The sequence below is a fragment of the Streptomyces sp. NPDC057950 genome, assembly GCF_042887295.1.
Lineage (GTDB): Bacteria > Actinomycetota > Actinomycetes > Streptomycetales > Streptomycetaceae > Streptomyces > Streptomyces kaempferi.
In genome coordinates this window covers 116,818-143,269 of the sequence record NZ_JBHVPP010000024.1, presented here as the reverse complement: position 1 = coordinate 143,269, position 26,452 = coordinate 116,818, and the positions used below count along the sequence as shown (strand labels likewise).

Genomic DNA, 26,452 nt, shown 5'->3' with positions numbered 1-26,452 from the left:
GCGCCTCACGGCGACAGCTGGATCACGAAGCGTTTGAAGAACCGATAAGCCTCCAGTTCCTCCTGCGCGTCCTCTTCCTGCGGGCCCGCCCAGACACGCACCCGATAGGGTCCGGGCGAAGTGAGGACGGCCTCGTCCCCGGCCGGTTCCCGCATCAGGTTGACCAGCTGGATCCGCCCGGACTCGAAAGACACGGAGGCCACTTCCCCGATCGCCCTGAACCCCTCCCCGACCGGCCTGCCGGGCACCGAATCCCAGACCTCCACCCGGACCCTGGCCAGTTGGTCTTCGAGATCCGACGCGACCACCACGGAGTCTTCATGGACCAAGAACGCAGAGTTGCCAGGAATCCGAGCGAACGGCTCCTCGTTCCCCGGATCGTTGTCGATCAGAGCGAACAGGTGCCGCTCCACCAGCACCACCGCCTGAAAAGAGTCAACCAGTCCCACCGCATGCCCTCCACCTGTTGTACAGAGCGCCAGTCCCAAGCCGGGCACGCCACCAGGACCTACCAAGGTGAGACGCTACCCGCGCATCTCGTGCGGGCGAACCCTCAAACAACCGGACCCGCCCGGCAGTTCAGCGACGGCGATTCTCCTTAGACCAGTCCCGGAGCAGGTCGGCGCGAGTTTGTCTGCGCGGGCACGGCCTGCAGGAGCGTCGCGCACACGGTCGGTTCGGCGGCAAGGCCGGCAGGGCTCCCCAGGACGGGGAAGACGCCGCGAACGCGGACTCACTCCCGGCCCTCCAGCAGGTCCAGTCCCGGCAAGGACAGCGCCAAGCGCATCTCCCCGCTGCGTAGAAGTTCGGGAAGCGTGAACTTGTTGTCCAACGTCCAGCTTCGAACCGCCGAGGGTCGCAGGACTGCGGGGCGGGGGCGTGCGAGCAGGGCTCCGCGGACGGCCGTGAGCTGGCCAATCCCAGCACCGCGTATGCGCAAGAGGACGGATGCGGCGTACTGCTCGCCGAAGTGCCGCTGGCGTAGGCGCCGTGATGCCACCGAAGACGCGTGACGCAGCCGAACGGCTCTCGCTGTACGCGTCATCTGTGACGGCTGAACACGCTCCCGGCGCGCCCCACGCGCACAGCGTCCTGGGATCCGAGAACGGAGCACGCGACGAGTAGTCGGCCGTCGCGCCCTATTGCGCAGCGGCACTGCGCAACTTGCTGGGACTGCGCAGTGTCCCGCTGCCGCGGCCGGCAACGAACTCACGACGAAGAATTTCCCCGGCGATACCGCATGCAGTACTTCGCCAAGAAGAGGTGACCATGCATCTGCCGTGGGCAGCCGTTAAACGGGCTCGGATGGCCGCATGGTCAACGGTACGTGCCGTATGCGGTACGCATGGCCGGACCGAGGGGTGAGCCGATGGGAATGGCGACCGGACCGCAGGGCACTGCTCGGGGCGGTCTGCAATCCACGCCAGGAGAGGGGTTGAACCTTGCCAACGCCTCGTCGATTTGGATCTAGGGTCTGCTGCTCAGGCGATAGACGGCCGACCTTCGACCCGGGGCGGGCTGCTTACCCAGGTTTCGCCACCCTATGGCGCCCAGAACGGGGAACAGAACCAGGACGGCCAACCAGCCCACTTTGGGCAGTAGTCGCATGCGCGCCGCGGGGGTCCTGACGCAGTCGACCAGGGCATAGACGTACAAAGCAGCAATTATCACGTAAATCGCGTAGACCAACATCGAGTCACCTCATGTGCAAGGGCGAACGCCCCGTCCGCGTGCGACTCGGTCCGGCCCCACTGACGGATGATATTAACGGGCGCCTCGCAGCTATCGGGCATCTCGCACGCTGCGTGGTCACCCTCGATCAGGATTCACTTTGGCAACATGCCCTAGGCGGACCCACCGCAGCGGATGTTCCGCTGTCGCGATTGTCCGCCTCGGCCAGAGGGGAAGCGCTGCGCCGACCAGGGGAACGGCTGAGCGAACGATCCGAAGTCCCGCCAACCCGCCCTGACCAGGTGATCAGCACCTCCTGCATGCCGGGGAACCCCCCCGCCGGGGTCGTGCTCACCATTTGGCATGGGTTTGACATGACCTGAATGCGAACACGTGATGAGCTATCAGTCGATTGTTCGTTGTTTATCAGTTTTCGGGCGTTACCTGCCAGACGTGGCTCTGCCGGGAGGCGGGCGGACGGTCCGGTGGGGTGTTGAGGGGGTGGAAACCGCTTGCACCACGATGATCAAAGGGTGGGTGCATCCGCCCGCGAACCGGGGGTTACGGCCTGTTGGGTTCGTTGGGTGGTGCAGTTGAGGGTCACGGAAATGTCTGCATACAGCAACACGAAACGGCGCAACTCCCATCGAGTCGGTCGGGCGGGGCAGGCTGTGGGTTCTCGGCAGCAGCCGGGATCCGCACACCGCCCGCCTCCGGCCGTTCAGGTCGGTCGTGATGCGGGCCCGTACCTCAAAGGGGAGCACTGTTGATGTCCTCTCGTTCGATCTCCCGCATCGCCGCCGCGACGCTCGCCGCGGGTACCGCGCTCGGTGCGTCCGCGCTGCCGGCCTCCGCGCAGACCAGCCCCCATCACGCGGCCGCGTACCGCTCGGGTGTGGTCATCAGCGGCGTGCAGTACGACTCCCCGGGCTTCGACGACCGCTCCAACTACTCCCTGAACCGGGAGTGGATCGACGTCACCAACACGTCCCGCCGCAGTGTGAACCTGGACGACTGGACGCTGTCTGACGAGGACGGCCACACCTACACCTTCGACCACTACCGCCTCGGCGGGCGTTCGACGGTCCGTGTGCACACGGGTATCGGCCGCGACACCTATCGGGACGTGTACCAGGACCGCCGCAACTACGTGTGGGACAACCGCTCCGACACCGCGACGCTGCGCAATGACCGCGGCCGGTTCGTCGACGAGGTCTCGTGGGGTGGCCGTCACTTCCGTGACCGCGATGGCTGGCGCTGGGACGACTTCGGCAGCCGACGCTTCCGTGACGGCCGGCGCCTGGGCGACCTCGGTGGCCGTCACCACCGTGACCACAATGGAGCGCACCACGGCGGCCAGGGCGGAGCACCCCGAACCGGCGGCCACCAAGGCCACCAGGGCCAGGGCGGCCAGCACCAGGGCGGCCAGGGTCAAGGCGGCGGCCAGCACCATGGCGGCCAGGGCCAGGCCGGTCAGGGCGGCCAGGCTGGCCAGGGTCAGAGTGGCCAGGGCCAGGCTGGTCAGGGTGGTGGTCAGCACCAGGGCGGCGGCCAGCACCAGGGCGGCCAGGGTCAGAACGGCCAGGGCCAGGGCGGTCAGGGCGGCGGTCAGCACCAGGGCGGCCAAGCTGGTCAAGGTGGTCAGGGTCAGGCCGGTCAAGGAGGCCAGGCTGGCCAGGGTCAGAGTGGCCAGGGCCAGGCCGGTCAGGGTGGCGGTCAGCACCAGGGAGGCCAGGGGCAGAGTGGTCAGGGTGGCCACCACTGATCCCGTGTTCCGGGTGACCGTGGAACCGGTCACCGGCTGAGTTCTGTTTCGCGGCGCGCAGCGGCTTGTCCGGCTTCTGCGCGCCGCTGCGCGTGATCGGCGTCCGTACGGTCCTCGCCGGCTCGACGTTTCGTCAGCCCATAGCGATCTGGGGTGAGGTGAGGGCCTGAAGCCAGAAACCAGCCCGGGCCCTCGCCCCGTCCACGGGCTGTAGGGGACCCGTGTGCGGTGTCGGTTCAACGACAGCCGTTGCGGGCAGACACGCCGCGCCGGCTTGAGGCCCGGTCGCCAAGCCGGCGTCCGGAGCTTCCTGGTGACAGTTGCCGCACCTGTGTCGTCGGCCCGTCGTTTTCCCCAGGTGGCCGGAGCATGTGATACCTCCTGTGTGACTCCTGTCCTGTCCGCGAACCGGGTGGTACCGGTCAGAGCCTCCCGCAGTGTCCGGCGCCGCGGCGTGGAGCCTGACGGACTGTGATGCCGTTGCCGGGTACGAAGTGCCGTGGGCGGACGTCGCGACCGTCCGTACGGATGTCTATCCGAAGGACGAGGCGTCGGAGGAGTCCGGCGAACTGACACGCCGGCGGACTGGGCCGGCAATGCTCGGCCCCTCGGGCCGGGGCAGATGGCGGTCCCCCCACTGCTGCAGCGCCCCCAGTACGACCTCCAGCTCACGGCCCGCATCCGTGAGGTGGTACTCGTAGCGCGTACGGCTGCCGGGTTCCTAATAGGGCTCCCGGTACATGACCCCAGCCCCCACGAGCGTCCCCAGTCGGCGACTCAGTACGTCCGCCGCCAAACCCAGGGCAGTCCCGAAGTGTACTACGGAATCGGTGTTCTCGATCTGCTGGCCGGTCCCACGCAGGCGGTGGAGTCCCTGTCGGACCAGCGATACCGGACTGCCGGGCGTTCTGCGGGTGGTACACGCCGTCAGGTCGCTCAGGGTGGAAGTGCCCGGTGACGGACTTCGACGCCATCGATGCCCTGCTCGCTGCGGCCAGGCAGGAAGTACCCCTGCTCCTCTTCCCGCAGTTCACGATGCCCTGAAGCTGGGTGTTGATCGGCTTTACCGTTCGGCTGAGTGTCGATGGACGCCGAACCGAGCGGCAGTCGGAGGGATCGTCAGGCGGCTGCCGCGAGGGGAGTTGGGACCGCGTCGGTTCCGGTTTCGTCGGGGCAGGCCGGCGGGTCATGAGGGTGATGAAAGCCCACTGGATGTGGGCTTCGGCGTGAGGCATGAGGCGTTCGTAACTGAACCTTGACCGATTGCCATTGAAGTCTGACCGGGCGCGGCTGGGCGTGGATCCGGGATCGGAAGGTCCGGCCGGGTACCGAGGCCATTGGCCGATGGTGTGGTTACGGAGAAGATTCCTTCGAGGGTGTGTCGATCGGTGGGTCTCACGATCGACGCTCAGGCAGAGGCGCGATCGAAAAGCCCGTAGCTCTGTGATCAAGGAGTTTTGCCCACGCGTCGAAGGACTTCTTTACCGTTCCAGAATCTCGCCGACTGACTTGCCGAGGAGAAAACATGCAGATCCGCGCACGTATGAGCATGAGCGCCGATGGCTACGTGACCACGCCGAGCGGGTGGCCCGCACTGACGGCCGATCCCGCGTTCGTCTCCGGTGAAAGCCACGGCATTCGGGAGTTCCTCGCAGGGTGTGAGGCGGCGCTCATGGGGCGCACCACCTTCGAGCCCGCGCTGACCAACGACCGCTGGCCCTGGCCGGATCTCGACGTGTTCGTGCTCGGCTCTCACCGTCCGGCCGGTACACCTGACCATGTCGTCACCGACAGCGATCCCCTGCGCCTGCTGGAGAAGCTCCATGCGGCCAACCGGGGTGGCGACATTCACCTCATCGGAGGCCCGCGAACAATCGGGGCTTTCCACACTCTTGACGCACTCGACACCCTGGAACTGGTCGTTGTGCCCATGCTGTTCGGCAGCGGGATGCAACTGACACCCGTGCTTGATCCCGGTACTGGGCTCACCTTCGAGCGCGAACGCGCCCTCCCCGGCGGTTCAGTGGAGATCGTGTACTCCTGCCGGGGCCGCCGCACTCCACTTCCGGACCAACCCGACAGCCAGCGCTGACCCGTCTGTGTGATGCCGTGGCTGTGGTGGTTGCGGCGTTCTGTGTTCGGGGGAGCGGAGCGTCAGCCCCACATGCCGACGTTCTTCTGCTCCGCGGGCTGGTAGTTGTCGAGCCGGTAGCCGAAGACCGCGCCCCGGGTATCGCCCATGAAACAGCCGCTCAAGGCCATCAACGTGCTGATCGTTCCGGCCGCCAACCACCGGCGTTTGGCCTGCAATTGAGGTCCCACCCGTTCCCCGAGGGCGGCCTCGGCCCGGCCCAGTCGGGCAGGGGCGACGCCGCGGCTGAAGTAGTCGCGCGGGAGGTGCCGGCCGTGATTGTCCCCCCGCCCGGCACCGAGCCGGGCGGGCGTTTCCGGATCGTTGCCGGCGCCGCGCCCGTCTCCAACGGGGTCTGATCAGGTACTCGGCAGCCACCGCGTCCGGGCTGCGGTTCACGTCGATCTGCCCGCCCGGCTGGTAACGCGCCAGGATCGACAGCGCGTACAGCACTGCCCACCAGGCCCGGCAGCGGGTGGATTCGCCGTTGGTCGCCGTCCCAGCAGACGTGCAGGATCGGGCTGTCGCCCGTCAGGTTCCGGCCCTTCCACGGTGCGATCTGCTCGAACCTCTCCGCTGCGGCGCCGTCGCGCTCCTCGACCTTCCAGATGAGCCGGCAGCCGATCGTGCCCTGTCGCTCATCGCGGCTGTCCAGCCAAGCCCGTTGCCGCCGGTGTCGGTGCTACCTGCCGATGTGGATGTGGGATGCCCATCGGCTGGGCAGCAGCGGCGCGTCGGCGCGCAGCCGCAGGACGGCGGCGTGCAGGGCCCTGGCGGGGCAGTGCCGGTCGCCGGTGTGGAACAGGCGCGCCGCCTCGGCCGCCGTGGAGTCCTCCACGGGCCACAGCGTCGCGACGACCTCGGCGAAGCCCGCGAGGTGGAAGGCGCCGCCCGGGTGCACCGCCTCGTCGGGCAGCGTCCCGCCCGCCGTTGCGCATGCCGACAGGTAGCAGAACTCGCCGTGCGCGAGCCGGAGCCGGGAGATCTCCGCGACGGTGACCGGCTGATCGTGCAGGATCAGGTGGCTGCCGTGCGGTCCGGTCGGGTCGGCGATTGCGTGGCAGGCGAAGTGCACGCGGGCCCGCCCCGGCAGCTCGGCCAGCAGCCGCACCCGGGTGGCCTGCGGGCCGGTGAGCAGCAGCGTCCCGGGGCCGTAGCGCTCGGTGGCGACCCGCGCCTCGTCGAGCGCTCCGTCCAGCGGCGCGAACCCCGGGGTCTCGGGCAGCGCCACCACGAGCGCGGCTCCGCCCTGCATGCGGGCCTCCGCACGGCCCGCCGTTCCGCCGGCGACCGCGGCCAGCGCGGCGACGGTGGGCGTGTGGGACGGCACCGCGCGGTCCAGCACCGAGCCCGACTCCCCGCCCGCCGCGTGCAACGGCAGCCCCGCGAGCGGCCCCGTGGCCGACAGCCAGATCCGCGGCAGCCTCTCTTGGGGGGCCTCGCCCGCGCGCCCGCCCGCGGAAAGTGCCCCGAGGGGCGGAGCCTGCGCGACGACGGTCGGCGTGCCGGAGCCGGCCCCGGCGGAGGGTCGTTGGGGGGCGACCGCGGACGGTCGGGAGCCGACGGCCGGGGGGAAGGCGGCAGCGAGGGCGGGGCCCAGCGCCGTGGCCCAGAGCCAGTCGAGGGTCTGGGCCAGTGTGGACTGGGCGGTCAGGCGGGTGGTCAGGGAGGAGGCCGGGGACTCGGCGACGCGCAGCGCGGCGGAGAAGGCGGCAGCGCGGGACGCGGCCTCCTCATGGGTGAGGGCCGGCAGGGGGACGGCGGTGACGCCGTGGCCGGTGAGGACCAACGCGTCACAGCGCAGCGCACTGGTGTTGACGGTGACGACCGGGCCACCCGCCGCGGCCCGGCGCAGGAAGGCCAGCCGCGGCGGGCGCAGGAAGTCCTCGAGGCCGGGCAGCCTGCGGGCCAGCTCGACGACGGCGTCCCACTCCTCGGCCAGCCGGTGCCGGTCGTCGCCCGGGTCGACGCCGGAGGAGGCCGGGCGGGTCAACGCGTCCCGCAGGGCGGCGAGCCGCGCCGCGAGCTGCGGGGCCGCCTCGCGCAGCGCCTCCTCCTCGCCGCGCAGGCCGACCGAGCGGGGCAGCAGGATGCCGCGGCCCTGCTCCAGCTGCTCCAGCGCCCGCCCGGCCGCGCCCGGCCCACCCGCCTGGAGCACGGTGGCAGCCGCGTCCGCGGCCAAACCGTCGCCGTGCCGGGCCAGTTGGCGCTGCGACTCGCTGCCGTGCAACTGCCTCGGCACGGCCTGCGGCAGCAGCGCAATCGCCCGTGCGTACGCCTGGGCCGCCTCGTCCCAGCGCCCGACGGCCGCCGCCCGCTCGGCCGACGAGCGGTGCAGGAAGATCAGCTGGCCCGGTGTGCCCACGGCGACGTCGGCCGCCTCGCGGGCCAGGACGTACGCCTCCTGCAGCAGCCCGGGGCCGCCGGCGGCTCGATGCCGTTCGACAAGGGCCAGTGAGAGGTGGGAGAGCAGCGTGGAGCGGACCGCCTGTGTCCGACCGGTGATGGCGACGGCCTCGCGCAGCAGGTCCACCGCCTCGTCCAGGGCCGCCGACCGCCCCTCGATCCGGGCGAGTTCGCGCAGGCACCGCGCGAGGTTGTTGAGGAAGCCGGACCGCCCCGGGTCGTCGGCCCGGTTCACTGCGATCGCCCTGCGGTGGGCTGCGACGGCCTCCCGCAGCGGCTCGGCGTCGGCGGGGCCGTGCTCCCCGCCCGGGTCTGCACCCGTCAGCAGCATGTTGCCGAGATGGGTGAGGGCGGTGGGGAGATCCGCGGGATCGCCGCCCGCGGCCTCCCTGACGGCGACCGCCTCGCGGTACAGCGCGAGCGCCTCGTCGCGCACGCTGAGCCGCCCGTTCCTGAGGAACTCCGCCTCCAGCACGTCCGCGTGCTCGGCCACCACCGAGCCGTAGCTGTACTCGGGCAGCGGCCGGGGCTCGGTCCGCACAATCTGCACCGCCTCGTCCAGGGCCGCGCCGTCACCGGTGCCCGAGTAGCGCTTGCGCAGCAGGCCCGCGAGCCTGGACCGGCGGTCGGCGCCCTGCGGCGCCCCGGGCAGCGTGGCGCGCACCGCGGTCCGGCACGCGTCGACCGCCGCGTTGAGGTCGGCCAGGTCGCCGGCGGCGGCGTACCGCGACGACAGGTACACCGCGGACTCGTAGTGCCAGTCGGCCAGCCACTCGCTGTCTGGCGCGGCGTGCCGCAGTGCCTCCCGCATGCCGGCGACCGCCTCGTCGATGTCCTCGCGGTCGCCGGAGTGCCGGAACTGGTCCGCCAGCACGCGGGCCTGGTTGGAGACGGCGTGCGCCCAGCGGTCGCCGGCGGCCGGGATGAGTAGCAGCAACTCCCGTCCCCAGCGCACCGCTTCAGCGAGCGTGCCGGGCTCGCCGTTGCTGCGGTAGGCCATCTGGAGGCAGACAACCAGCAGCTGCACCGCCGCAACCCGGTCCGGGTGGTGGCGCGGTGTGAGCGGCACGAAGGCGCGCAGCGCGGCCGCGTCCTCGTAGGGCCTGCGCCCCTGCGGGTCGAGCCCGCGGACTGCGTCGGCGAACCGCGCGGACAGCGCCACCGGCGACCGCAGCCCGGCCAGCACCCGCCCGCGCGTCGCGCGGGACAGCCGCGGAATCTCCCGGCGTCGCCCGGACCTCACGGCCTCCAGTAGGGCGGCGGCCCGTGGCGGTACGGCGTCTGGCTCGGAGGCGTACACGCTGGCCAGCGGGTACAACGACGCCTCCCACTCGGCCTCGTGGGCGTCCTCGGGGCCGGCCGCGTACTGCAGCCAGCGGGCCAGGCCGACCGCGTGCAGCGCCGCCAGATCCGGCACTCGCGTGTCGTCCATCGCCAGCACCAGGCGGGTGACGGTGCCGTCCCCCTCCAGGGCGAGCAGGGCTGCCACGCTTCCGGTGCCGCGGTGCTCCGCGATGGCCTCCCGTACGGCGCCGAGCAGCCGGTCCCGCTGAACCACGTCCATCGTGTCCCCCGTCTACGGGTCCGGGAATGATGCGGTGGCCGATCAGCGCCCGGCCGCTTTGGCAGTGTGCTGCGGCGATGCAGCCGGCTGCCCGATACTGGAGCAGCGCACGGCAGTTGCGCACGACGCCCGACAACAGCACGTCAAGCCAGCGCAGTTTCAGGCCCCGACCGGAGCACCGCATGCCGAAGACCACGCTACCGCCCGGATCACCCGACCCCGACCTGGCCGCGCTCTGCGGCGAACTCCCGGCGTTGCGACGGCATTTGCAGGGCACCGAACTCGGGTCGGTGCTGGAGGAGGGGCTCGCCGTGGTCTGCGCGGGCGGGTCGGCCGCAGACGTGCTGGTCCGGCTGGGGATCGCCCCCACGGGGCGCGATCGCCATGCCTGGGGCGGCCCTGTGACGGTCGCCGGTCTCGGCTCCGGGCACAGCCACGGTGAGCGGTACGGGTGTCCGGCCGACCGGTGCGGGCGCCAGGAGACCAGGGAACCCGGCGGGCCGCGCCCAGGCTGCGCGCTGCTCGGCTCGACCATGCGTCTGTTGGAGGACTGACCTATGGGGTTCCGCGGGTGATGCCGATCCTGGGCGACCTCGGCCGCCAACTTGTACAGCGCTGGGCCGCTTTGCTTGCGCTGCCCGGGCTGCTGCTGGCCGCCGCCGCGATGGCGGGAACCGCCCTCGGCCAGCGGCACCCGTTCGACCGCGGCCGGCTGGCCGACCGGGCCGATCAGGCCGCGCGGTCCTTCGCCGACCGGCCGCCGTCGGTACAACTGCTGCTCGTCGCCGCCCTGCTGCTCGCGGTCGCGGCGGCGGGCGTCGTCGTGGAGGCGGCGGCGGGAGTGACGCTGACCGGCTGGCTCGGGCCGTGGCCGCGGGTGCTCAGCGGTCCGGGCCGGTGGCTAACGGATCGCCGCGAGACCCACTGGTTGGCTGCCCAACAACGGGTGTCAGCCCTGGAGTCGGCGTATCCGGCGCCGCGTGCGGCGGCGGAGCGGCGCGAGATCGACGAGGCCGCCGCCGCCCGCGAGGCGATCGCCCCGGCGCGCCCGGCCCGCCCCACCTGGATGGGTGACCGGGTCGCGGGAGCCGACATACGGGTGCTCAACCAGTACGGTCTCGACCTCGCCGCCGTGTGGCCGCGGCTGTGGCTGATTCTGCCCGACGAGGTCCGCACCGAGGTCGCGGCGGCGCGCACTCGTATCGAGGAGGCGGCCCGACTCGCCACCTGGGCAGTGCCGTTCGTCCTGGTGGCGGTCGTGTGGTGGCCGGCCGCCGTGATCGCCGCGGTTCCCGCGCTGTCCGGTTGGCGCCGGGGCCGGGCGGCGGCGGCCACCTACGGACTGCTGTTGGAGTCCACGGTGGACGTCCACGCCGGCGCTCTGGCGACACGGCTGGGCGAGGATCCCGGGCTCCAGCTGGAGACGGGCAGGGCGCTCACCCGGCGGCTGAAAAAGGGAAGTTGACCTCCCGGGCTTATCTCCTCCCGCCGGTCCCGCCTGTCCCGCCGGCCGGGGGTCCGGGCGGCGACCAGCGGCCGGTGACGTCGAGGCCGTGACGGGCCGGTTCAGTTGGCCGGCGGCGTCCAGACCGTGACGAGACGGTTCAGCACGTCGTGCAGCTCCGCGCTCCCCGTGATCACGCTGACCGTCTTGCCGTCCTCGTCCCGCTCGTCGACCCGGAGGCCAGACAGCCGGCCGTGGTGCCAGTGGAACAGCAGGTCGCTGAAGCCGTGAGGACCGCACAGCCGGGGCAGGACCCGCTGCAGCTCCATGATCCGCACATACGTGTTCGCGTCGACCATCGGGTGCACAATCAGCAGATTCTCGCCCGGCATCGCCACGATGCAGCCGTCCGGGGCCGCGGCGCCGGTCAACTCGTCGGCCCGCAGCAGCTGCGTGGCGGTCCAACTGCCGCCGCGGACCTGCCAGACGGGGCCGGCGCCCGGCTGGAAGAGGGTGGTCTCGACCGACTCGCGGCGCAGGTTGTGCAGGGCGACGGACCACAGCTCCGCGGGGTCGGCGTTCCACCGGCGCACCTGACCGGTGCGGACGAACCAGCTGCCGTTCGGTGTGCGTACCGTCAGCACCACCAGGAAGCCGCCGTCCAGGTCGCGGACCAGGAAATCCTCACGGTCGGCCAGTTGGTCGGCCCGCCGCAGCCGCGGCAGCAGCTGGGGACGTACGCCCTCCAGGCCGCCCGCGAACACCTCGGCTTCCTGCGAGGTCGGGGGCGACTGTGCGGGTCCTGCGGACGGCCCGGGTCCGGGTAACGCTCCGGCGGTGGACTGCGGCTTGCGTCGGAAGAGCGCCATGCCATGAGCCTACCCAAGCCCGACCATCTGCCAGGCCTGGAGGTCGCCGCCCGATACCGGCCCAGCCGGGACGGCCTCGACATCGGCGGGGACTGGTACGACGCCTTCATGATGCCCGGCGGTGCAGTGGCACCGGAGATCGGAGACAGCCAGGGACACGACGTGGACGCCGCAGCCTTCATGGGACAGGTACGCACTTCGATCCGGGCGATCGCGCCGCGCGAACCCGAGCCGGCAACCGTGCTGACACGCACCAACGAACTCCTCGTCACGATGAACCCGGCACGATTCGCCAGCTGCACCATGCTCTACATCAGTCCGGACGAAGGACAGGTCATCGGCACCAGCGCCGGCCATGTGCCCTTGTTGTGCGCCCGCAAGGACGGCAGCAGCGAGGTCCGCGAACTGCCGGGTGGTCCCGTGTTGGGAGTCGTGGCGGGCACCGACTACCGCGAGGAGACCTTCACGCTCGAGGAGGGCACAGCACTGGTCATGGTCACTGATGGCGTGGTCGAGGGACCGGGCCTCACGTTGGACGACGGCCTACAGAGGGTCGGAACACTCGCTGCCCAGGCCCTCCACAACGGCTTGAACGCCGAGGCGATCGCAGACCGAATCCTTGACGCCGCGGTCGCAGTAGACCACCTCGACGACGTGGCCGTGCTGGTCATCAGACGAGTGTGACTGCTCAAGCGGTGGGACGGACACGACTGCCTGGCCCTCCCGGTGGTGGGCCACGTTGGAGTCGATGTTCGGCGCCCGCCGGCTGACTGCGTCATGGACGCAAGGGGCGGTCCGCTGTGGTCGGCCTATTGCGCACCCGGCTGCGCAGCGTCTCAGTCGGAGGTGTCGTCCGGCTTGCTTCTGGTCGGCAGAAGCTGCAGGTCTCGATGTACTCGGTATCCCGGATGGCGACACGGTACTGGCCTGCGGAGATCGGTGACGTCTTCCGGCTGGCCATGGTGCAGCTGTCGACGTGGAGGACCCCGGGCCGCGGGTCTTTGGGATGGCTTTTGATCTCCAGCATGTAGCCGTCCCCCACCCCGGTAGGGCCACTGGGAGATCGTTCTGAGGGGAACGGCGCCGGCGTCAGGGCTGGCCGCAGCTGCGGCCGTGTGGACCGTGCCGGTCGGCCTGCGGTCTGGAGGGCGCGCTGCACCTCCTCGCGCTGCAGACGGAGGTAGGTGCGGATGGTGTCCGTGTCGGCGAGCTGCCGGTCGAGGTGGGCGAGGATCGCGCGCAGGCGAGCGGGATCCGGAGGCAGATCGGACATGCGTTCGATTATATTCGAGCGACCGAGATCCGCAGCAGCACGGAGCTGCCGAAGACCAGCGATGGAGTGCGCGCCTGGACTCATGACATACCCGCACGGGATGGCGAGGGTCCGACAATCAGGGAGTGTTCTCTTCTTCGTTCGAAGCGGCGAGTGTTCGCCGCCCCTGGATGAGGACACCGCCATGACGACTGCAGCGCCCCCCGGTATCGGATCCGGATCCCAGCACGATGCACTGCGCCGGCTCCCAGATCGGCCTGTGTGCGGGATGCCAGCGGCAGACATGGAGCTACGGCCTCGGTGGCCTCCCGTTGTGTACCTGGTGCATGACTGATCAGCAGGCGCGGTGGGGGACTGGGGTTCGTTTCAAGAGCACCCGCGGGTAAGTCCGGTTGGCGATGGGCCACGGCGCGAGTCGGGCCGGCGCCAGTGGCGTCCACGCGGTGGGCAGATCTGCAAGCGGTCGACCGCGCGCAAATGGGCCGTGCGTTTCGTGGTGCATCGATAGGACGGCAGCGCGGTCGGGTTCCGCCACGACTGAACCGGGCACGATTCTCCGCTGGTTCTGCGGAGAATCGTGCTCAGGCGGTTCGGGGGATAGCGGGGGGCACGGCTCTTCGTGCGGGGTGGCGCAGGTGTCAGGGGGTGCCGCCTGAGAGGCGGATTACGACATGGGTGCCGGGTGTCGCCGTCCGACGTGGTCGATATAGATGAGGTGGACCTCCACTGTGCCTCGGTCTGGTTGGCGGAGGTGCTGAGGGTGGATCTCGGCAGCGGCTTTCTGCGCAGCTTGCCTCGTGGCGTGGGACGCGCTGCGGGCTCGGTCCACCAGGTAGTAGAGCCAGGTGGACGTGGAGTTCCGTGTGGGGACCGAGAAGCCGACCAGCCATTTGTCCGTGGTGGTCCCGCTCGGGATGACACCGGAGAGGCGAGGGTGGGCGGCGGGGTGTGCAGTAGCTGCCGTGGTGGGCTGCCGCGTCGTTGCCGTGCCGATCACAGAATGACTCCCTATAGGTTTGCCGTGTAAGTTGCAAATTCAACGAACCTACCTGTTAGACCGGTTTGCGTAGTGTTCTGTGACAGGGGACTGAACTGCGGAACGGGGTGTCTGTGAGGGCGCAGGGTCTGTCCTGGTACCTGGCAGTGCCCCGGGAGCGCGGGCGTGCCGGTGATCACAGGCGCTGCGGGCTCATTGCGTACAGCGGAGCCCGGCCGTGGCAGGGGGTGGTGTGGCCTGGTAGGGAGTCGACCGTTCCCCCTACCGTCTCCCATACCGATCCCCCTACCAACTCCCCTACCGGCACGTGTAGTAGCCTCACGCGTGTTCGTGCAGGTCAGCCCCCTTGGCCTGGCCCGACCGCGGGTCTCGACAACCCTCTCTCCTCTCCTCTGCGCAGCCTGTCGTCGTCCGCTCTGGAGGGCGGCGCACGGCGCCCGACCACGGCTTTGTGAGCCGGGCCCCGGGACACGGTCCCGCAGCCCGGCTGGCGCGCCGTATGGCGGGAGGTGGTCCGGCGCTGCCGTGTACAACCCGGCAATCAGCCCCGGGTCACGGGCCGGCCAGGCCGTCATTCAGTCGCCGTGTTCACCGAGGCACGGCCTGTGGGCCGGTGTCACGATGCTGCTGGGGTGCCCGTCCCGCACTGCAGGCGGCACCCCACGCCGCACACCAAGCCCGGACTGATCCCTGAACAGCCCCTGGGTCTGACATCCCCCTCGACACTCTCCTCTTCCCGTCCTTCCCAGATAGTCGGGACGGGAAGAGGAGCGCGCCTCGGGAGATCGGGGTGCCTGCAGGTGTGAGTGCGCGGCGGCCGGGGCCTCTGTGCTGGCTGCCTGCGACCGACGTGGCCCGGGACGGGGCGGGGGAGACCGACAGGCTCTGCGTCGCAGAGGGCGCGCTGCCAGCCGTGCGCGACGCGCAGTTTCTCCCGCAGGCTGTTCGGCGAGGGTCGGGTCACGGCGGCGATGCGTCCGAGGCCCGGGGCAAGATGGACATCTCCATCGGCAGAGAGGCTTACTGCGCGGCAGATTCGTGCGTAGCTTGCCTGTGTCAGCCGCGATCGCGCCGAGGAAGTCGGCATCGCGGGATTTCGGGCGGACCCACTGTCGCGGCTGCCCGACTGTCGCCAGGATGACCCCGACACCTGCTGACGAGAGGGCGTACATGGACAGCGTGGAAGTGCCCGGCCGGATATTTGACCACCTGCTCACGGGTTTCATCCGCAACGAGGCCAACGACTGCGCCGTTTACCGCGTCGAAGGTCAGAGCGCGAACCCGGGCGACGCGTTCGGGAGCGTGTTCGCCTGGCTGTGGGAGCGCGACAGGAACTCGGCCGTGGCCGCCTTCGCCGGCCTCCTGGCGGAAGCCCGGAAGCAGAGCGACGAGGGCGACGAGGTCCGACTGGAAGAGCTGATCAGGGGCTTGCGGCTCGCACTCCATCGCTCGCGGCTCGGCCAGCAGGTCGAGTTCCACGAGGTGGGACGGACGCTACGTGACCAGGTCCCCGAGCACTTCGGCGGACGCACCGACCTCTAGCGGACGGAGATACGCGGCAAGGCCCCGCCCTGGGGCCTCCGATCGGTGCAGGTTCTGTCCTCGGGCGGGGAGCTGAATAGCGGCCGTCAGATCAGCGAATGCGGGACGGGCTGCCATCGGCGGAACAAGTCGTAGATCCTGCCCCACGGCCGTACTCGACGGGCACGTCCCGCCACGGAACGCCCGTCCGGACCCGGAACCGTATGCCGTCGATCAACTGCCGCCGGAGCCAGACAGGCGGCCGCCCCGCCTTCGTCCCCGTCGGCAACAACGGCTCCAACACCGCCCACTGTTCATCAGTGAGATCACCCCGCCCCATGAATGAAGATCATTCATGGAGAAAGATCCACTTTCGATACAGGCCCTAGGAGCCGGTTGGTGAGGAACCGGAGGATGCCGGAAATGGCGCCGCGCAGGGTTGCCTCGGCCAGGGCGAAGCGTTCGCGGCGCGTCAGTGTGGTGGGCGCACGGCGGCAACTGGCCAGCTGCTGTCCACGCTGAGGCTTCCGAGGAGCGAGTTCGAGTTGCGAAGTGCCCTCGACAGTCGCAGGCATTTCGGCTGTTCATGCCATGGCGGGGTGCGGGGTCGGGGACGATGTTGCGATGAGTGGCGACACCGCAGGCGGCCGACCGAGCCCGGAGGAGAGCCGGAAGCGGCAACGGCCGCTGAAACGCGCGCGGGTCGGGTGGCCGCGGGCGCTGCGCGAGCTCAAGGACCTGTTGTACGAGGTGTACCTGGCGGCAGGTGCTCCCAGCCTGGATGAGATCGCCCAGCTGATCGCCGCCGATGACGGTCTTGCGGGAGCGCCGGGCCGGGACACGGTCCGTCGCGTGATCAGCGATGCGTCCGTACCGCCCAGCCAGGGCGATGCAGTCACTGTGGCCACGGTGCTGGCCCGCCAGGCCGTCTGGGATGCCCCGGATCTGGCGGGGCGCGTGCGTGATTTGTGGGTGCAGGCCCGGATAGCGCAGGGCCCGGGCCGCCCGATCGGCGACCTCCGCGGCGATATCCGGCTCGTCCTGGACGGAGGCCTGGGAGTCCACCCGGCACTGGACACCGACGACGCCCGCGACAAGTTCGGGATCCTGCCGACGTATCTCCCGCGGGACCACGACGCCCGCCTGAAGACGGTAGTCGACGCGGCCATAGCCGGGCGAAGCGGGATCGCGGTCCTGGTCGGGGGATCGTCCACGGGCAAGACCCGCGCCCTGTGGGAGGCAGTCCGCGGGTTGCCGGAGGGCTGGCGGCTGTGGCACCCCCTCAGCCCCACCGCCCCTGATGCGGCCCTGGCCGCGCTGCCGGACATCGCTCCGAAGACGGTGGTGTGGCTCAACGAGGCCCAGAACTACCTGGTACCCGCCCCGCTCGGTGAGCAGGTCGCGGCGGGCCTACGCGAACTGCTGAACGACCCGTCGCGGGCCCCGGTCCTGGTCCTGGGCACCCTGTGGCCCGAGCACTGGAACACTCTGAACACCACCGTCCAGCACGTGGGCGCCCGCGTGCTCCTGTCCACTCACAAGATTGACGTGCCGAAGGCTTTCACCCCAGCCGACCTGGCGGCACTCGACATCGCCGACGATGCCGATCCCCGACTCGTGCAGGCAGCCCGGAGCGCAGTCGATGCGGAGGTCACCCAGTACCTGGCCGGCGTGCCATACCTGATGGACCGCTACAGAACGGCCGAGGGTGCCACCCGGGCCCTCATCCAGTGTGCGATGGACGCCCGCCGCCTCGGCGCCGGCCTCCACCTCCCACTGGACTGGCTCGCCGGCGCCGCCCCCAGCTACCTCACCGACACCGAATACCACGCTCTCAACGCCGACTGGCTGACCAAGGCCCTCGCCTACACCACCGAGCCCTGCAACGGCATTCCCGGCATCCTCACCCCGGTCAACACCAGCGGCCCCCGCAACCAGCGCACCCGCCGCCGACCCGACCACAGTCCGCAGGCACCGCGCTACCTGCTGGCCGACTACCTTGACCAGCACGGCCGCCACCGCCGCAGCAAGAAGATCCCGCCCATCGACTTCTGGACCGCCGCGGTCACCCACGCGCACCCCGCCGACCTCGCCTCGCTCGGCCACGCCGCCTGGGCCCGTGGCCTGTACCGCGACGCCACCCAACTCCTCAAAAGCGCTACCACCCACGGAAACGCCAACGCTGCCGTACACCTCGTCAGCCGCCTGCACACCATGTATCCCGGCGATGACCATCCCGCCCAATGGGCCGCCGCGCACGTCGCCCTCAACGACCCGAGCGCCGTCACCGGGCTGCTGCGGGTCCTGCGGGAGGTCGGGGCGGACGAGCAGGTCAGCGTCTTGCTGGCCCGCGACCCAGCCGCGCACGTCGCCCTCAACGACCCGGGCGCCGTCACCGGGCTGCTGCGGGTCCTGCGGGAGGTCGGGGCGGACGAGCAGGTCAGCGTCTTGCTGGCCCGCGACCCAGCCGCGCACGGCGCCCTCAACAACTTGTCCGCCGTTGCAGATCTGCTGGAGGCGCTGCGTGAGTGCGGGGCGGACGAGCAGGTGACCGTCCTGGCTGAGCGGGCCGCCACGCTCGCCGCCCTCAGCAACCCGTTCGCCGTCGCCAAGCTGCTGTGGGTGCTGCGTGAGTGCGGGGCGGACGAGCAGGTGACCGTCCTGGCTGAGCGGGCCGCCACGCACACCCCCCTCGACACTCCGCGCGCCGTTGCAGATCTGCTGGAGGCGCTACGGGAGGCCGGGGCGGACGAGCAGGTCACTGTGGTGGCCGAGCAGGCCGCCGCGCACGCTCCCCTCAACGACCTGGACGCCGTCACCGAGCTGCTGCGGGTACTGCGGGAGGCCGGGGCGGGCGAGCAGGTCGCCATCTTGCTGGCCCGCGACCCCGCCGCGCACGGCGCCCTCAACAACCTGCACGCCGTCGCCAGGCTGCTGTGGGGACTGCGGGAGGCCGGGGCGGACGAGCAGGTCACCGCCCTGGCCGAGCGGGCCGCCGCGCACGCCGCCCTCGATAACCCGCACGCCGTCACCGAGCTGCTGTGGGGACTGCGGGAGGCCGGGGCGGACGAGCAGGTCACCGCCCTGGCCGAGCGGGCCGCCGCGCACGCCGCCCTCGATAACCCGCACACCGTCGCCAGGCTGCTGCGGGCACTGCGGGAGGCCGGGGCGGACGAGCAGGTCACCGCCCTGCTAGCCCGCGATCCCGCCAAGCACACCACCCTCAACGACCCGCACACCGTCATCGAGTTGCTGTACATGCTGCGGAGGGTCGGGGCGGACGAGCAGGTGATGGCCCTGGCGGAGCGAGCCGCTGCGCACGGTGCCCTCGATAACCCGGGCGCTGTTACCAGGCTGCTGCGGGCGCTGCGGGAGGCCGGGGCGGACGAGTACGCAGCGGTGCTGGCGGAGCGGGCCGCCGCGCACGCCGCCCTCGACAGCCCGCACCTCGTCGCCAAGCTGCTGTGGGCGCTGCGGGGGGCTGGGGCGGACGAGCAGGTCATCGTCCTGCTAGCCCGCGATCCTGCCACGCACGCCGTGCTCGACCACCCAGGCGAGGTCGCCAGGCTGCTGTGGGCGCTGCAAGGCGCCCAGGCGCACGAGCAGATCGCTGCTCTGGTGGCCCGCGACCCTGCCACGCATACGGCCGTCGATAACCCGCATGCCGTCGCCCTTTTGATTAAGGAGCTGCGAGAAGCCGGAGCGGGTGAGCAGGTCGCTGTCCTGGCCCAGCGGCTTCCTGGCGCAGGGCACTTCGGTCTGTTCCTCACTCTCGGAGGAAACCGGGAGAGATTCCGACTCGGACGTGAGCCTGATGGGAGCGCCGCCCCTTCGTGGACGTGGAACGACATGGACTGATCCAACGCGGGCCCCGGAAACAGACAGCCGAGGGGGTACGCAGGAATCCTCCTCGTTTGTCACGCCTACCAATCGCACGCAGGAGCCGCCCAACACGCTCTTTCCGCCGGGGGGTGAGCGGCTGCGGAGCTTCACCGGCGCCAGCGAGTGCCTGGCGTCGATTGACGTCCTTACAGATCAAGCGGGTCGCGTGGGTTCAGGCAAGTGAGGCATGTATGTGTGCGTCAGGCCGGGGCGGTGTGGTGCATGGGCCCCGGCCTGACCTCTGGGTCGGGATCTGGACTCAGGTGAGGTGGTCCAGGAGCCAGGTCACGATGGGGCGGAGGATGCCCGAGGTGGCACCGCGCAGGGCTGCTCCGGCCAGGGCGAGGCGTTCGGGGCGGGTCAATCGCGTGCGGGACATGAAGTCCTCCACAGGAATGTGGTGGGCGGATGGGGCAGCCGGCCGGCTTGCTATCCACCCTCAGACCCCTGCGGAGATCGACTCTGAGTTGCGACGTGCCCTCAACGGGTGCGGGCAATCACCCCAGTTCACGCCATAGGAGACGGCAGGTTCGGGAACGATGGTGCGATGAGTGGCGACATCAGGGGTGGCCGGCCGGGTCCGAAGGAGAGCCCGAAGCGGCAGCGGCCGCTGAAGCGGGCGCGGGTGGGATGGCCGCCGGCACTGCGCGAGCTCAAGGACCTGGTGTACGAGGTGTACCTGGCGGCGGGCACCCCCAGCCTGGATGAGATCACCGCGAACATCGCCGACGATGACGGGCTCGTGGGGGCGCCGAGCCGGGACACGGTCTACCGCGTCATCTCCGACGGCGAACGGCCCGGTCAGCAGGCTGATGTGGTTGCCGTGGCCACGGTGCTGGCCCGCCAGGCCGCCTGGGATGCCCCGGATCTTGCTGGGCGGGTGCGTGAGCTGTGAGTACGGTCCCGGATGGCTCAGGGCGCCGGACGCGCGCTCAGCGAGCTGCGCATGCCGCGCCACCGCCCGCCTGAAACCCGCCAGCCCAGCAAGGAGAACCGGATCCGTATGAGTGAGAACACCGAGGACGTCGTCCGGCATGCGGAGAATGCTGCTCGTTCCCTCGCTGAGCTCGTCACCGACCTCACGTACCGGGGGGCCGGGATCGGATACCCGGTGGAGGTCTCCTTCATCTGCCGTCATCTCACCCGTGCCGCAGGTGAGATGACGGCAGCTCTCACGCTGCTCAGGACCTTCGTGGAAGGCCTTTGGGATCAGGACCGGCTGATGACCGACTACCGGGGTGAACCGCTCGACGAGGTGCTCCAGCGCTACATGACCTCATTCCTCGCGGCGGAGCAGTACGCAGGAGTCTTGGGCAAGGCATTCTCTGCCGTCGGGCACCTCGCCTACGAGGAGACGCCGAGCGAGCAGGAGCCGACCTGGCACGGCTGAGTCTGTGCGAGAGGGGTGCGTTCGTCTGGCAAGGCGGTGAGTCAGGCTGGGGCCAGTTGACGGCCCGGCCTTCGTCATACCGACCCGTCGTGCAAGGGTGCCGCCCGCGGACCCCAGAAGCCGCTCAACATAGCTGCAAACTCTCACGATTGAGTGAGATCTCATTGTCGAATGTGTGAATGTGGTCAGCCTGATACGTGACTCTTGGTATTGTGTAGGGGAGTTGAGTGCCGGGAGGGTGTGTGAGTCAGTCACCAGCTGCAGAGTCTGCGATGAATGCGAGTGATGCTCGCAGGGATCTGTATGCGTTGGTCAAACGGGCGAACGATGACGGGGTCACGACCCTGATCCACCGTGGGTCGAAGCAGGAGGACCGTGTTCTCCTCGCTCCGCTCGACCGGTTCCCGGCCGCGCGGAAGGCCGGCGCTTTCCCCTCTTGGGTGCTGAGTGCGGCGCAGAAGGACTTCGGCACCGTGATCGGCCGGGCGGCCGGCGGCCAGCCACAGGTACTGCGCCGCAGCAGCACACCCGTCGCGGTGCTGCTGCCCGCCGACGGCCCGATCAGCAGTACTCCATCCGACCCGGCCGCGCCTGCTGCGGCGACCGCAGGAGGCGCGGTGACCAGCCAGCCCACCCCCAGCCGGGATGCCGGACGCCGGCTCGCCACACTCGGCGACGCCCTCGGTGACGTCATCACCTCCGGCTCGGCTCCCGGCCTGTCTTTCGGTCTGGCGGGCCTGGACGCTGCCACCGGGGGACTGCACCCCGGGCGCCTGGTGCTGGTCGCGGCCCCGCCGCAGGTCGGCGGCAGTCTCATCGGCCTGGCAGCGGCCCGGCACACTGCGCTCACTCTCAACCACCGTGTCCTGTACGCGGCATCGGGCCCCAACCGCGCGGACATCACCCGCCGCATCATCGCCGCGGAAGCCGGCGGCGACTACGCCCGCCTCAAGACCGGCACCCTCACCCCGCACGAACAGGAAGTCGTCCAGCGCCTTCGGAACGCGCCGCTGCTCATCGACGACGGCAGCGACCTGACCGCCGAGGCCATCGCGGAGACCGTCCCGGTGGCCGGGGATCTGGCGCTCGTTGTCGTCGACCGCCTGCAGCGCGCCCGCAACCCGCGCCTTCCGCTGTCGGGGGAACACCTCCCGGCCGCAAGCCAGGTCCTGCGCGAACTCGCCCGCTCGCAGCACGTCCCGGTGCTCGCGGTCCTGGACACCGACGATCCGGCGATCGTGAACCTGCTGGACGCCGACGTCATCCTCACCCTCACCGCACTCCCGGACACCGGGGAGACGAACGTGACCGTCGCCGAGCGGGATCTGGGCGTCATCGGCCACGCGCGCCTGCGCCCCGACCTCGCACACGCCCGATTCCTCGACACCCCCACAGCCCCCGGCACCACCGCGGCCGCCGGCGTGCGTGCGGGTGGCGACATGGTCCCGGACACGATGGGCAGCGACACCGACCGTGAACTGGCGGCGGCCGCCCTCCCCTTCACCTCCGGCGCCCTCCAGGGCCTGCCCGCCGAGGCAACGCACCTGCTCGCCGCCCTGCGCACCGCGCTTGCCGCCGGCAGCATCAAGGACCTCGACGAACTCCGCGGCCCGCTGCGGGCCCTGGCCGCCGCCGGGCTCCAGCTGCCCGGCAACGCCGAGGGGCGCCGCCTCGCCGCGGCGCTGCGCGCCTACAACGCGCCCGCACCCGCCGGCACCCCCGCGCCGACTCCGGCGGCTGCCCCCGCTCCTGCGAGCGCGGTCGCGGTCGCGCCGGTTGTGGCGGACAGTGACGAGGCTGAGCGGGATGACGAGGACGGCCTGGGCCCGGGCGATGAGGAGGACGAGCCGGAGGGAGCGGTCTTCCCAGCCCTGCGGATCCTCAAGGACTCGGTGACACGGTCGAAGATGCACCCCGTCCCGGTCATCCGCAAGGACGACCGGGACGGCGGACCGTGGCCCCTGATCAGTGAGGACATGGACGGCGAACCCCGCTGGGTCCACCCCGACGTCACCAGCACCCGCATCGCCCACGAGCGGGGCGGCAAGCGCGTGCGGCGCGACCAGCTCGACGTCCCCGCCTCGTTCGGCGACGGTCTGATGTGCCTGATCGACCGCAACGGCTCCTTCCCCTCCGCCTGCTCCGCGGTCCCCCTCGCCCCCAACAGGCTCCTGCACACCGGTCCGCTGGAGGCGTTCGACAAGACCAAGGCCGGCATCTACCTCATCGAGATCCCCGCCTGGACACGCACGGACATGCCGCACCCGCTGGGGCGGATCATCGAACGGCCCGACGAGCAAGGGCGGGTGTGGGTGACCACCCCGCACCTCAAGCAGCTCGAACGCCTGCACCGCGACGGCCACCTCGACGAACCGGTCGTCATCCACGACTCCTGGACGGGCAAGATCAACGAGTCGCTGTTCAAGCCGTTCTACGAAGCGGCAAGGTCCGCCCGCACCGACCTGATCAAAGCCGGCGGCGAGCCGTACAAGAACTACAAGACCCGCCTGTCGATCGCACTGCGCCTGCTGTGGCCCAAACGCCCCGACTCCCGCTCCCCGTTCTGGCGGCCGGACTGGCGCATGAGCATGGTCGCCGAAGCCTCCGTCCGCCACTGGACCGTCGCCTTCAAGGCCGTTCAGGCAGGCAATCGGCTCATCGCCCTGCGCAACGTGGATGCCGCGATCTTCTGGGTCCCCGACGAAACGGCGCCCGACACATACCGGATCGGCACCGGCTTCGGCGAGGTGAAGGCCAAGTTCATCCAGCCCGGCACGTTCATCCCGGAAGGTGACGACTGATGGCCGGACCCACCGGACACGGCCCCACCCTCGGCTCCGCACTGGGCAACCTCCTGCGCACCCAGGTCACCCCCCGCCACCGCCTCGCCTCCTACACCGCCAAACACTGGCACGCCCAGCTCAGCCAGCTCACCGGCACCCGCCGCGGCTACGAAGCCCTCGAAACCGCCGGCCTCGACATCCGCCCCGAGACCCTCATCAAGTGGCTGTCGGATTCCGAGTACAACGTCCGCCGCAGCTACCGCGACCTGATCCACACCGCCTACGAGAACGTCGCCATCGCCCCCGCCGAACCCCTCCCCGACCAGGTGAAGGACGGCCAGTTCGAGATCAGCGGCCTCGTCAAAACCGGCGGCGACGAACGCGAACGCGGCACCCGCCGCGCCGCCCCCCTGCGCATCGACGCCAGCCGCGGAGACTGGAGCGACATCGAAGCACTGTGGCTCGCCGGCGACCTGCGTGACGACGACTTCGAGGACCGCTTCATCGACGACATCATCGTCGCCGACATCGGCGAAGGCACCGACGGCTGGGAATTCACCGGCAGCTCCTACACCGTCGAACTCAGGTGACAGTCTGGGGCATGAACACTCGGGTCTTCTTCGTGCTGTGGGCAGTGCAGGCACGGAGCGGGCCTGCACTACCCGCCATCCCAGCGCCTGGCTCGCAGCAGGTTGCGTGAGGTCAGGTCTCCTCGCCCATGTCTACCGTTCTGCCCGCGCCTGAACACGGTGGTGGCATCCCCCGGCGGCTGCGACCGCCGGGGGATGTGGCGGTGGATCAGCCGGTCAGTGTCCTAGTCGAGCCGTGCGTCCCGCCCTCAACCGTGGCACGAGCGCCGTTGGGCTGGACGACAGTTGCGGTTGTGCCGGGGGGTGCCTGGACGGACAGCGAGTAGCTGCTCCCGTTCTTCGTCCAGCTGACGTTGATCGGGCCGAACGGTGTGGGAACGGTGCCTTCTGCGGATGCGAGGCTGCCGTAGCTCGGGTTGACGGTGAAGGTGGAGTATCCGGGCCCGTTGGACGAAACACCCAGGACGTAGCTCGTCATGATGACGGTCGGTCCGGAAGCCCAGCCGTGAGCGAGACTGGTCCGTGAGGCGGTCACGGTGCCATTCGGGGTGTAGTTCTCCCAGAAGGTACCCGTGTAGTAGGGGTTGGTGGGATCGATCATCTGGTTCCACGTCAGGCGCATCAGCTGTTCGGCGCCTGCGGTGTCACCGGCGATGTACCGGGCCTGGACCTCGAATCCGGTGACGTAGGGGCTGACCAGGTTGCTGTACCGGGTGCCGGAGAACGGCGCGACGCCGTGCGTGCCCCACAGGGTCCTGAGCGAGGCCAGGATCCTCGTGTGCTCGGTGGCCGGTGCTACGCCGAAGACGATGGCCAGGGAGTTCCCGTCCTGCGCGAGCGTGGTGTGGTCCGATGCGCTCAGGTAGTACCGGCCGGCCGACGCGTTGTAGAGGTTCGCGTTGATGGCGTTGCGCACCCGGGTCGCGGTGGCGGTGTAGGTGGCGGCCTGCGTGCTGTTGCCGAGGTTGGATTCCAGGTACGCCATGTCCTGGAGCGCCCGGTAGTAGAGCACGTTGTACGCGGTCACGACGCCGGTCTTGGCGCCGTCGTAGAAGTCCCAGTCGTTGCCGCCGCTGGTGCCCGAGCCTGAGGTGGTGACGATCAGTCCAGTACTGTCGGTCAGCCCGGTGTCGTAGCTGAGCTGGCCTTCCAGCCAGGGCAGGACCTGCCGCGCGAAGGCCGTGTCGCCGGTGTTGCGGTAGTAGTCGACGGCCGCGTCCAGCGTCCAGTGGGAGTAGTTGTTGCTGTAGGGGCCGTTGCGGTTGAAGGTGTCGGCGTTCAGCCCGCCGCCCCTCGGGCTGGCTGTGATGAGGGTGAGCAGCGACTGCTTGACGTAGTTGTTGCCCGTGGTGCCGAGCGTGTTCGCGATGTTCTGGCCCTGGATCTTGAGGTCGCCCGACCAGATCGCGCGGTCGCGCTTGGCTCCGTCCAGAACGGACGGCTGTGAGGCACCGTTGACGCCTGCCGGCTGCATGTTCGTCTGTACGGTGTAGGCGCCGTCGTAGAACATCCGGTTGAAGCCGGTGTCGCTGGAGGCGAAGTGTCCCTGGTAGTCCGCGGCGCTCGCGAGGAATCCGCCGCTGTAGCGGAGTCCGGCGCCGCTGAGCACGACTGTGCCGGGTGTGCTCAGGGTGATGGTCTCGAAGCGGAAGCCGCTGATGAGGGGGCCGGTCAGCGTGGTGTTCGAGTTGACGCGGATCGTTGTGGTGCGGGGCCCGAATCCGGAGTCACCGGTGACCGTGCCGGAGGACGAGGTGGTCAGCCAGGACTTGGCCTCGCTGAACGCCAGCGACAGGGTTGGCGTGCCGGTGTGGGACTGCACGCTGATGGTGGGTGTTCCCTCGACCTCGGTGCCGTAGTCGAGCAGGATGGTCGTCGGGCGGCCTCCTTGGGGGACGGTCAGTGTGGTGGTGCCGTTGCCTTGCGAGGTGACGCCCTGCACGTTGGTCACCGTTCCGGCGGAGACCGAAGCGGCGACGGGTTTGACGTTCGTGCTTGTGGGCTGAATCAGGTAGGTCCGCCAGTCGGGGTTGGCCGCGGTCGCGGGAGCTGTGAAGATCCCGGCGAAGGCGGTGGTCATCACAGCTCCCGCCGCTACGTAGCGGCTTGCTCTGCGCCAATATCGGTGATTACTTCTCATTTTTCCTCATTTCTCGTCTCGAGCCG

General features: G+C 70.1%; 19 protein-coding genes. 11 read left to right on the top strand and 8 right to left on the bottom strand.

The genetic code is table 11. The annotated features are described in order from the left end of the window. Positions 1-5: 5 nt before the first annotated feature. Both ACFVTC_RS33935 and ACFVTC_RS33930 read right to left on the bottom strand, forming a co-directional pair. Positions 6-449, bottom strand: a complete 444-nt coding sequence (locus tag ACFVTC_RS33935; RefSeq protein WP_390132302.1) for a hypothetical protein — start codon at positions 447-449, stop codon at positions 6-8. 1,018 nt (positions 450-1,467) lie between these two features. Next, positions 1,468-1,692: a PLDc N-terminal domain-containing protein gene (locus ACFVTC_RS33930; protein WP_390132301.1), complete on the bottom strand. Its 225-nt coding sequence runs from the start codon at positions 1,690-1,692 to the stop codon at positions 1,468-1,470. Positions 1,693-2,440: 748 nt separating this feature from the next. Between ACFVTC_RS33930 and ACFVTC_RS33925 the strand changes: the two genes are divergently transcribed. Further along, complete coding sequence (locus ACFVTC_RS33925; RefSeq protein ID WP_390132300.1) at positions 2,441-3,436, top strand: lamin tail domain-containing protein; 996 nt, start codon at positions 2,441-2,443, stop codon at positions 3,434-3,436. Positions 3,437-3,968: 532 nt separating this feature from the next. Here ACFVTC_RS33925 and ACFVTC_RS33920 read toward each other — a convergent pair. Further along, positions 3,969-4,103: a hypothetical protein gene (locus tag ACFVTC_RS33920; RefSeq protein ID WP_390132357.1), complete on the bottom strand. Its 135-nt coding sequence runs from the start codon at positions 4,101-4,103 to the stop codon at positions 3,969-3,971. Between the two features lie 858 nt (positions 4,104-4,961). On the opposite strand from ACFVTC_RS33920, the gene ACFVTC_RS33915 reads away from it, so the two are divergent. Beyond that, positions 4,962-5,528, top strand: a complete 567-nt coding sequence (locus ACFVTC_RS33915; protein ID WP_390132299.1) for a dihydrofolate reductase family protein — start codon at positions 4,962-4,964, stop codon at positions 5,526-5,528. Between the two features lie 721 nt (positions 5,529-6,249). Here the strand turns inward: ACFVTC_RS33915 and ACFVTC_RS33910 are convergent. Next, positions 6,250-9,537 (bottom strand): CHAT domain-containing protein, encoded by a 3,288-nt coding sequence (locus tag ACFVTC_RS33910; RefSeq protein WP_390132298.1) that lies wholly within the window; start codon positions 9,535-9,537, stop codon positions 6,250-6,252. A gap of 182 nt (positions 9,538-9,719) precedes the next feature. On the opposite strand from ACFVTC_RS33910, the gene ACFVTC_RS33905 reads away from it, so the two are divergent. Together ACFVTC_RS33905 and ACFVTC_RS33900 are read left to right on the top strand one after the other, a co-directional pair. Next, the gene (locus ACFVTC_RS33905) at positions 9,720-10,091 is read left to right on the top strand and encodes a hypothetical protein (RefSeq protein ID WP_390132297.1); all 372 of its coding nucleotides are present in this window, start codon (positions 9,720-9,722) and stop codon (positions 10,089-10,091) included. Positions 10,092-10,111: 20 nt separating this feature from the next. Then, positions 10,112-11,002: a hypothetical protein gene (locus ACFVTC_RS33900; protein ID WP_390132296.1), complete on the top strand. Its 891-nt coding sequence runs from the start codon at positions 10,112-10,114 to the stop codon at positions 11,000-11,002. A gap of 101 nt (positions 11,003-11,103) precedes the next feature. Here ACFVTC_RS33900 and ACFVTC_RS33895 read toward each other — a convergent pair whose 3' ends face one another. Beyond that, entirely contained in the window at positions 11,104-11,850 is a 747-nt protein-coding gene (locus ACFVTC_RS33895; protein WP_390132295.1) for a hypothetical protein, read from the bottom strand. A gap of 3 nt (positions 11,851-11,853) precedes the next feature. Here ACFVTC_RS33895 and ACFVTC_RS33890 point away from each other — a divergent pair, with 3 nt between their 5' ends. After that, positions 11,854-12,534 (top strand): PP2C family protein-serine/threonine phosphatase, encoded by a 681-nt coding sequence (locus ACFVTC_RS33890; protein ID WP_390132294.1) that lies wholly within the window; start codon positions 11,854-11,856, stop codon positions 12,532-12,534. Between the two features lie 91 nt (positions 12,535-12,625). On the opposite strand, the gene ACFVTC_RS33885 is transcribed toward ACFVTC_RS33890, so the two are convergent. Beyond that, positions 12,626-13,123, bottom strand: a complete 498-nt coding sequence (locus ACFVTC_RS33885; RefSeq protein WP_390132293.1) for a DUF6233 domain-containing protein — start codon at positions 13,121-13,123, stop codon at positions 12,626-12,628. Between the two features lie 2,134 nt (positions 13,124-15,257). Here ACFVTC_RS33885 and ACFVTC_RS33880 point away from each other — a divergent pair. Then, positions 15,258-15,662, top strand: coding sequence for a hypothetical protein (locus tag ACFVTC_RS33880; RefSeq protein WP_390132291.1), 405 nt, complete (start codon positions 15,258-15,260; stop codon positions 15,660-15,662). Between the two features lie 91 nt (positions 15,663-15,753). Here the strand turns inward: ACFVTC_RS33880 and ACFVTC_RS33875 are convergent, their stop codons facing one another. Beyond that, positions 15,754-15,981, bottom strand: coding sequence for a transposase (locus ACFVTC_RS33875; RefSeq protein WP_390132290.1), 228 nt, complete (start codon positions 15,979-15,981; stop codon positions 15,754-15,756). A 284-nt stretch (positions 15,982-16,265) separates the two neighbouring features. On the opposite strand from ACFVTC_RS33875, the gene ACFVTC_RS33870 reads away from it, so the two are divergent. From ACFVTC_RS33870 to ACFVTC_RS33850, 5 genes are all read left to right on the top strand, one after another. Then, the gene (locus ACFVTC_RS33870; protein ID WP_390132289.1) at positions 16,266-19,499 is read left to right on the top strand and encodes a hypothetical protein; all 3,234 of its coding nucleotides are present in this window, start codon (positions 16,266-16,268) and stop codon (positions 19,497-19,499) included. Between the two features lie 571 nt (positions 19,500-20,070). Further along, positions 20,071-20,418 carry a hypothetical protein gene (locus tag ACFVTC_RS33865; RefSeq protein WP_390132288.1) on the top strand — a complete coding sequence of 116 codons (348 nt, stop codon included), beginning with the start codon at positions 20,071-20,073 and terminating at the stop codon, positions 20,416-20,418. A 108-nt stretch (positions 20,419-20,526) separates the two neighbouring features. After that, positions 20,527-20,913 carry a hypothetical protein gene (locus ACFVTC_RS33860; protein WP_390132287.1) on the top strand — a complete coding sequence of 129 codons (387 nt, stop codon included), beginning with the start codon at positions 20,527-20,529 and terminating at the stop codon, positions 20,911-20,913. 440 nt (positions 20,914-21,353) lie between these two features. Beyond that, a complete protein-coding gene (locus tag ACFVTC_RS33855; protein WP_390132286.1) occupies positions 21,354-23,714 on the top strand; it encodes a DnaB-like helicase C-terminal domain-containing protein in 2,361 nt (786 codons plus the stop codon). Beyond that, complete coding sequence (locus ACFVTC_RS33850) at positions 23,714-24,286, top strand: hypothetical protein (RefSeq protein WP_390132284.1); 573 nt, start codon at positions 23,714-23,716, stop codon at positions 24,284-24,286. Before ACFVTC_RS33855 ends, ACFVTC_RS33850 begins: the two co-directional genes overlap by 1 nt. A 208-nt stretch (positions 24,287-24,494) precedes the next feature. Here ACFVTC_RS33850 and ACFVTC_RS33845 read toward each other — a convergent pair whose 3' ends face one another. After that, positions 24,495-26,366 carry an alpha-L-rhamnosidase C-terminal domain-containing protein gene (locus ACFVTC_RS33845; protein ID WP_390132283.1) on the bottom strand — a complete coding sequence of 624 codons (1,872 nt, stop codon included), beginning with the start codon at positions 26,364-26,366 and terminating at the stop codon, positions 24,495-24,497. Between the last annotated feature and the right edge of the window lie 86 nt (positions 26,367-26,452).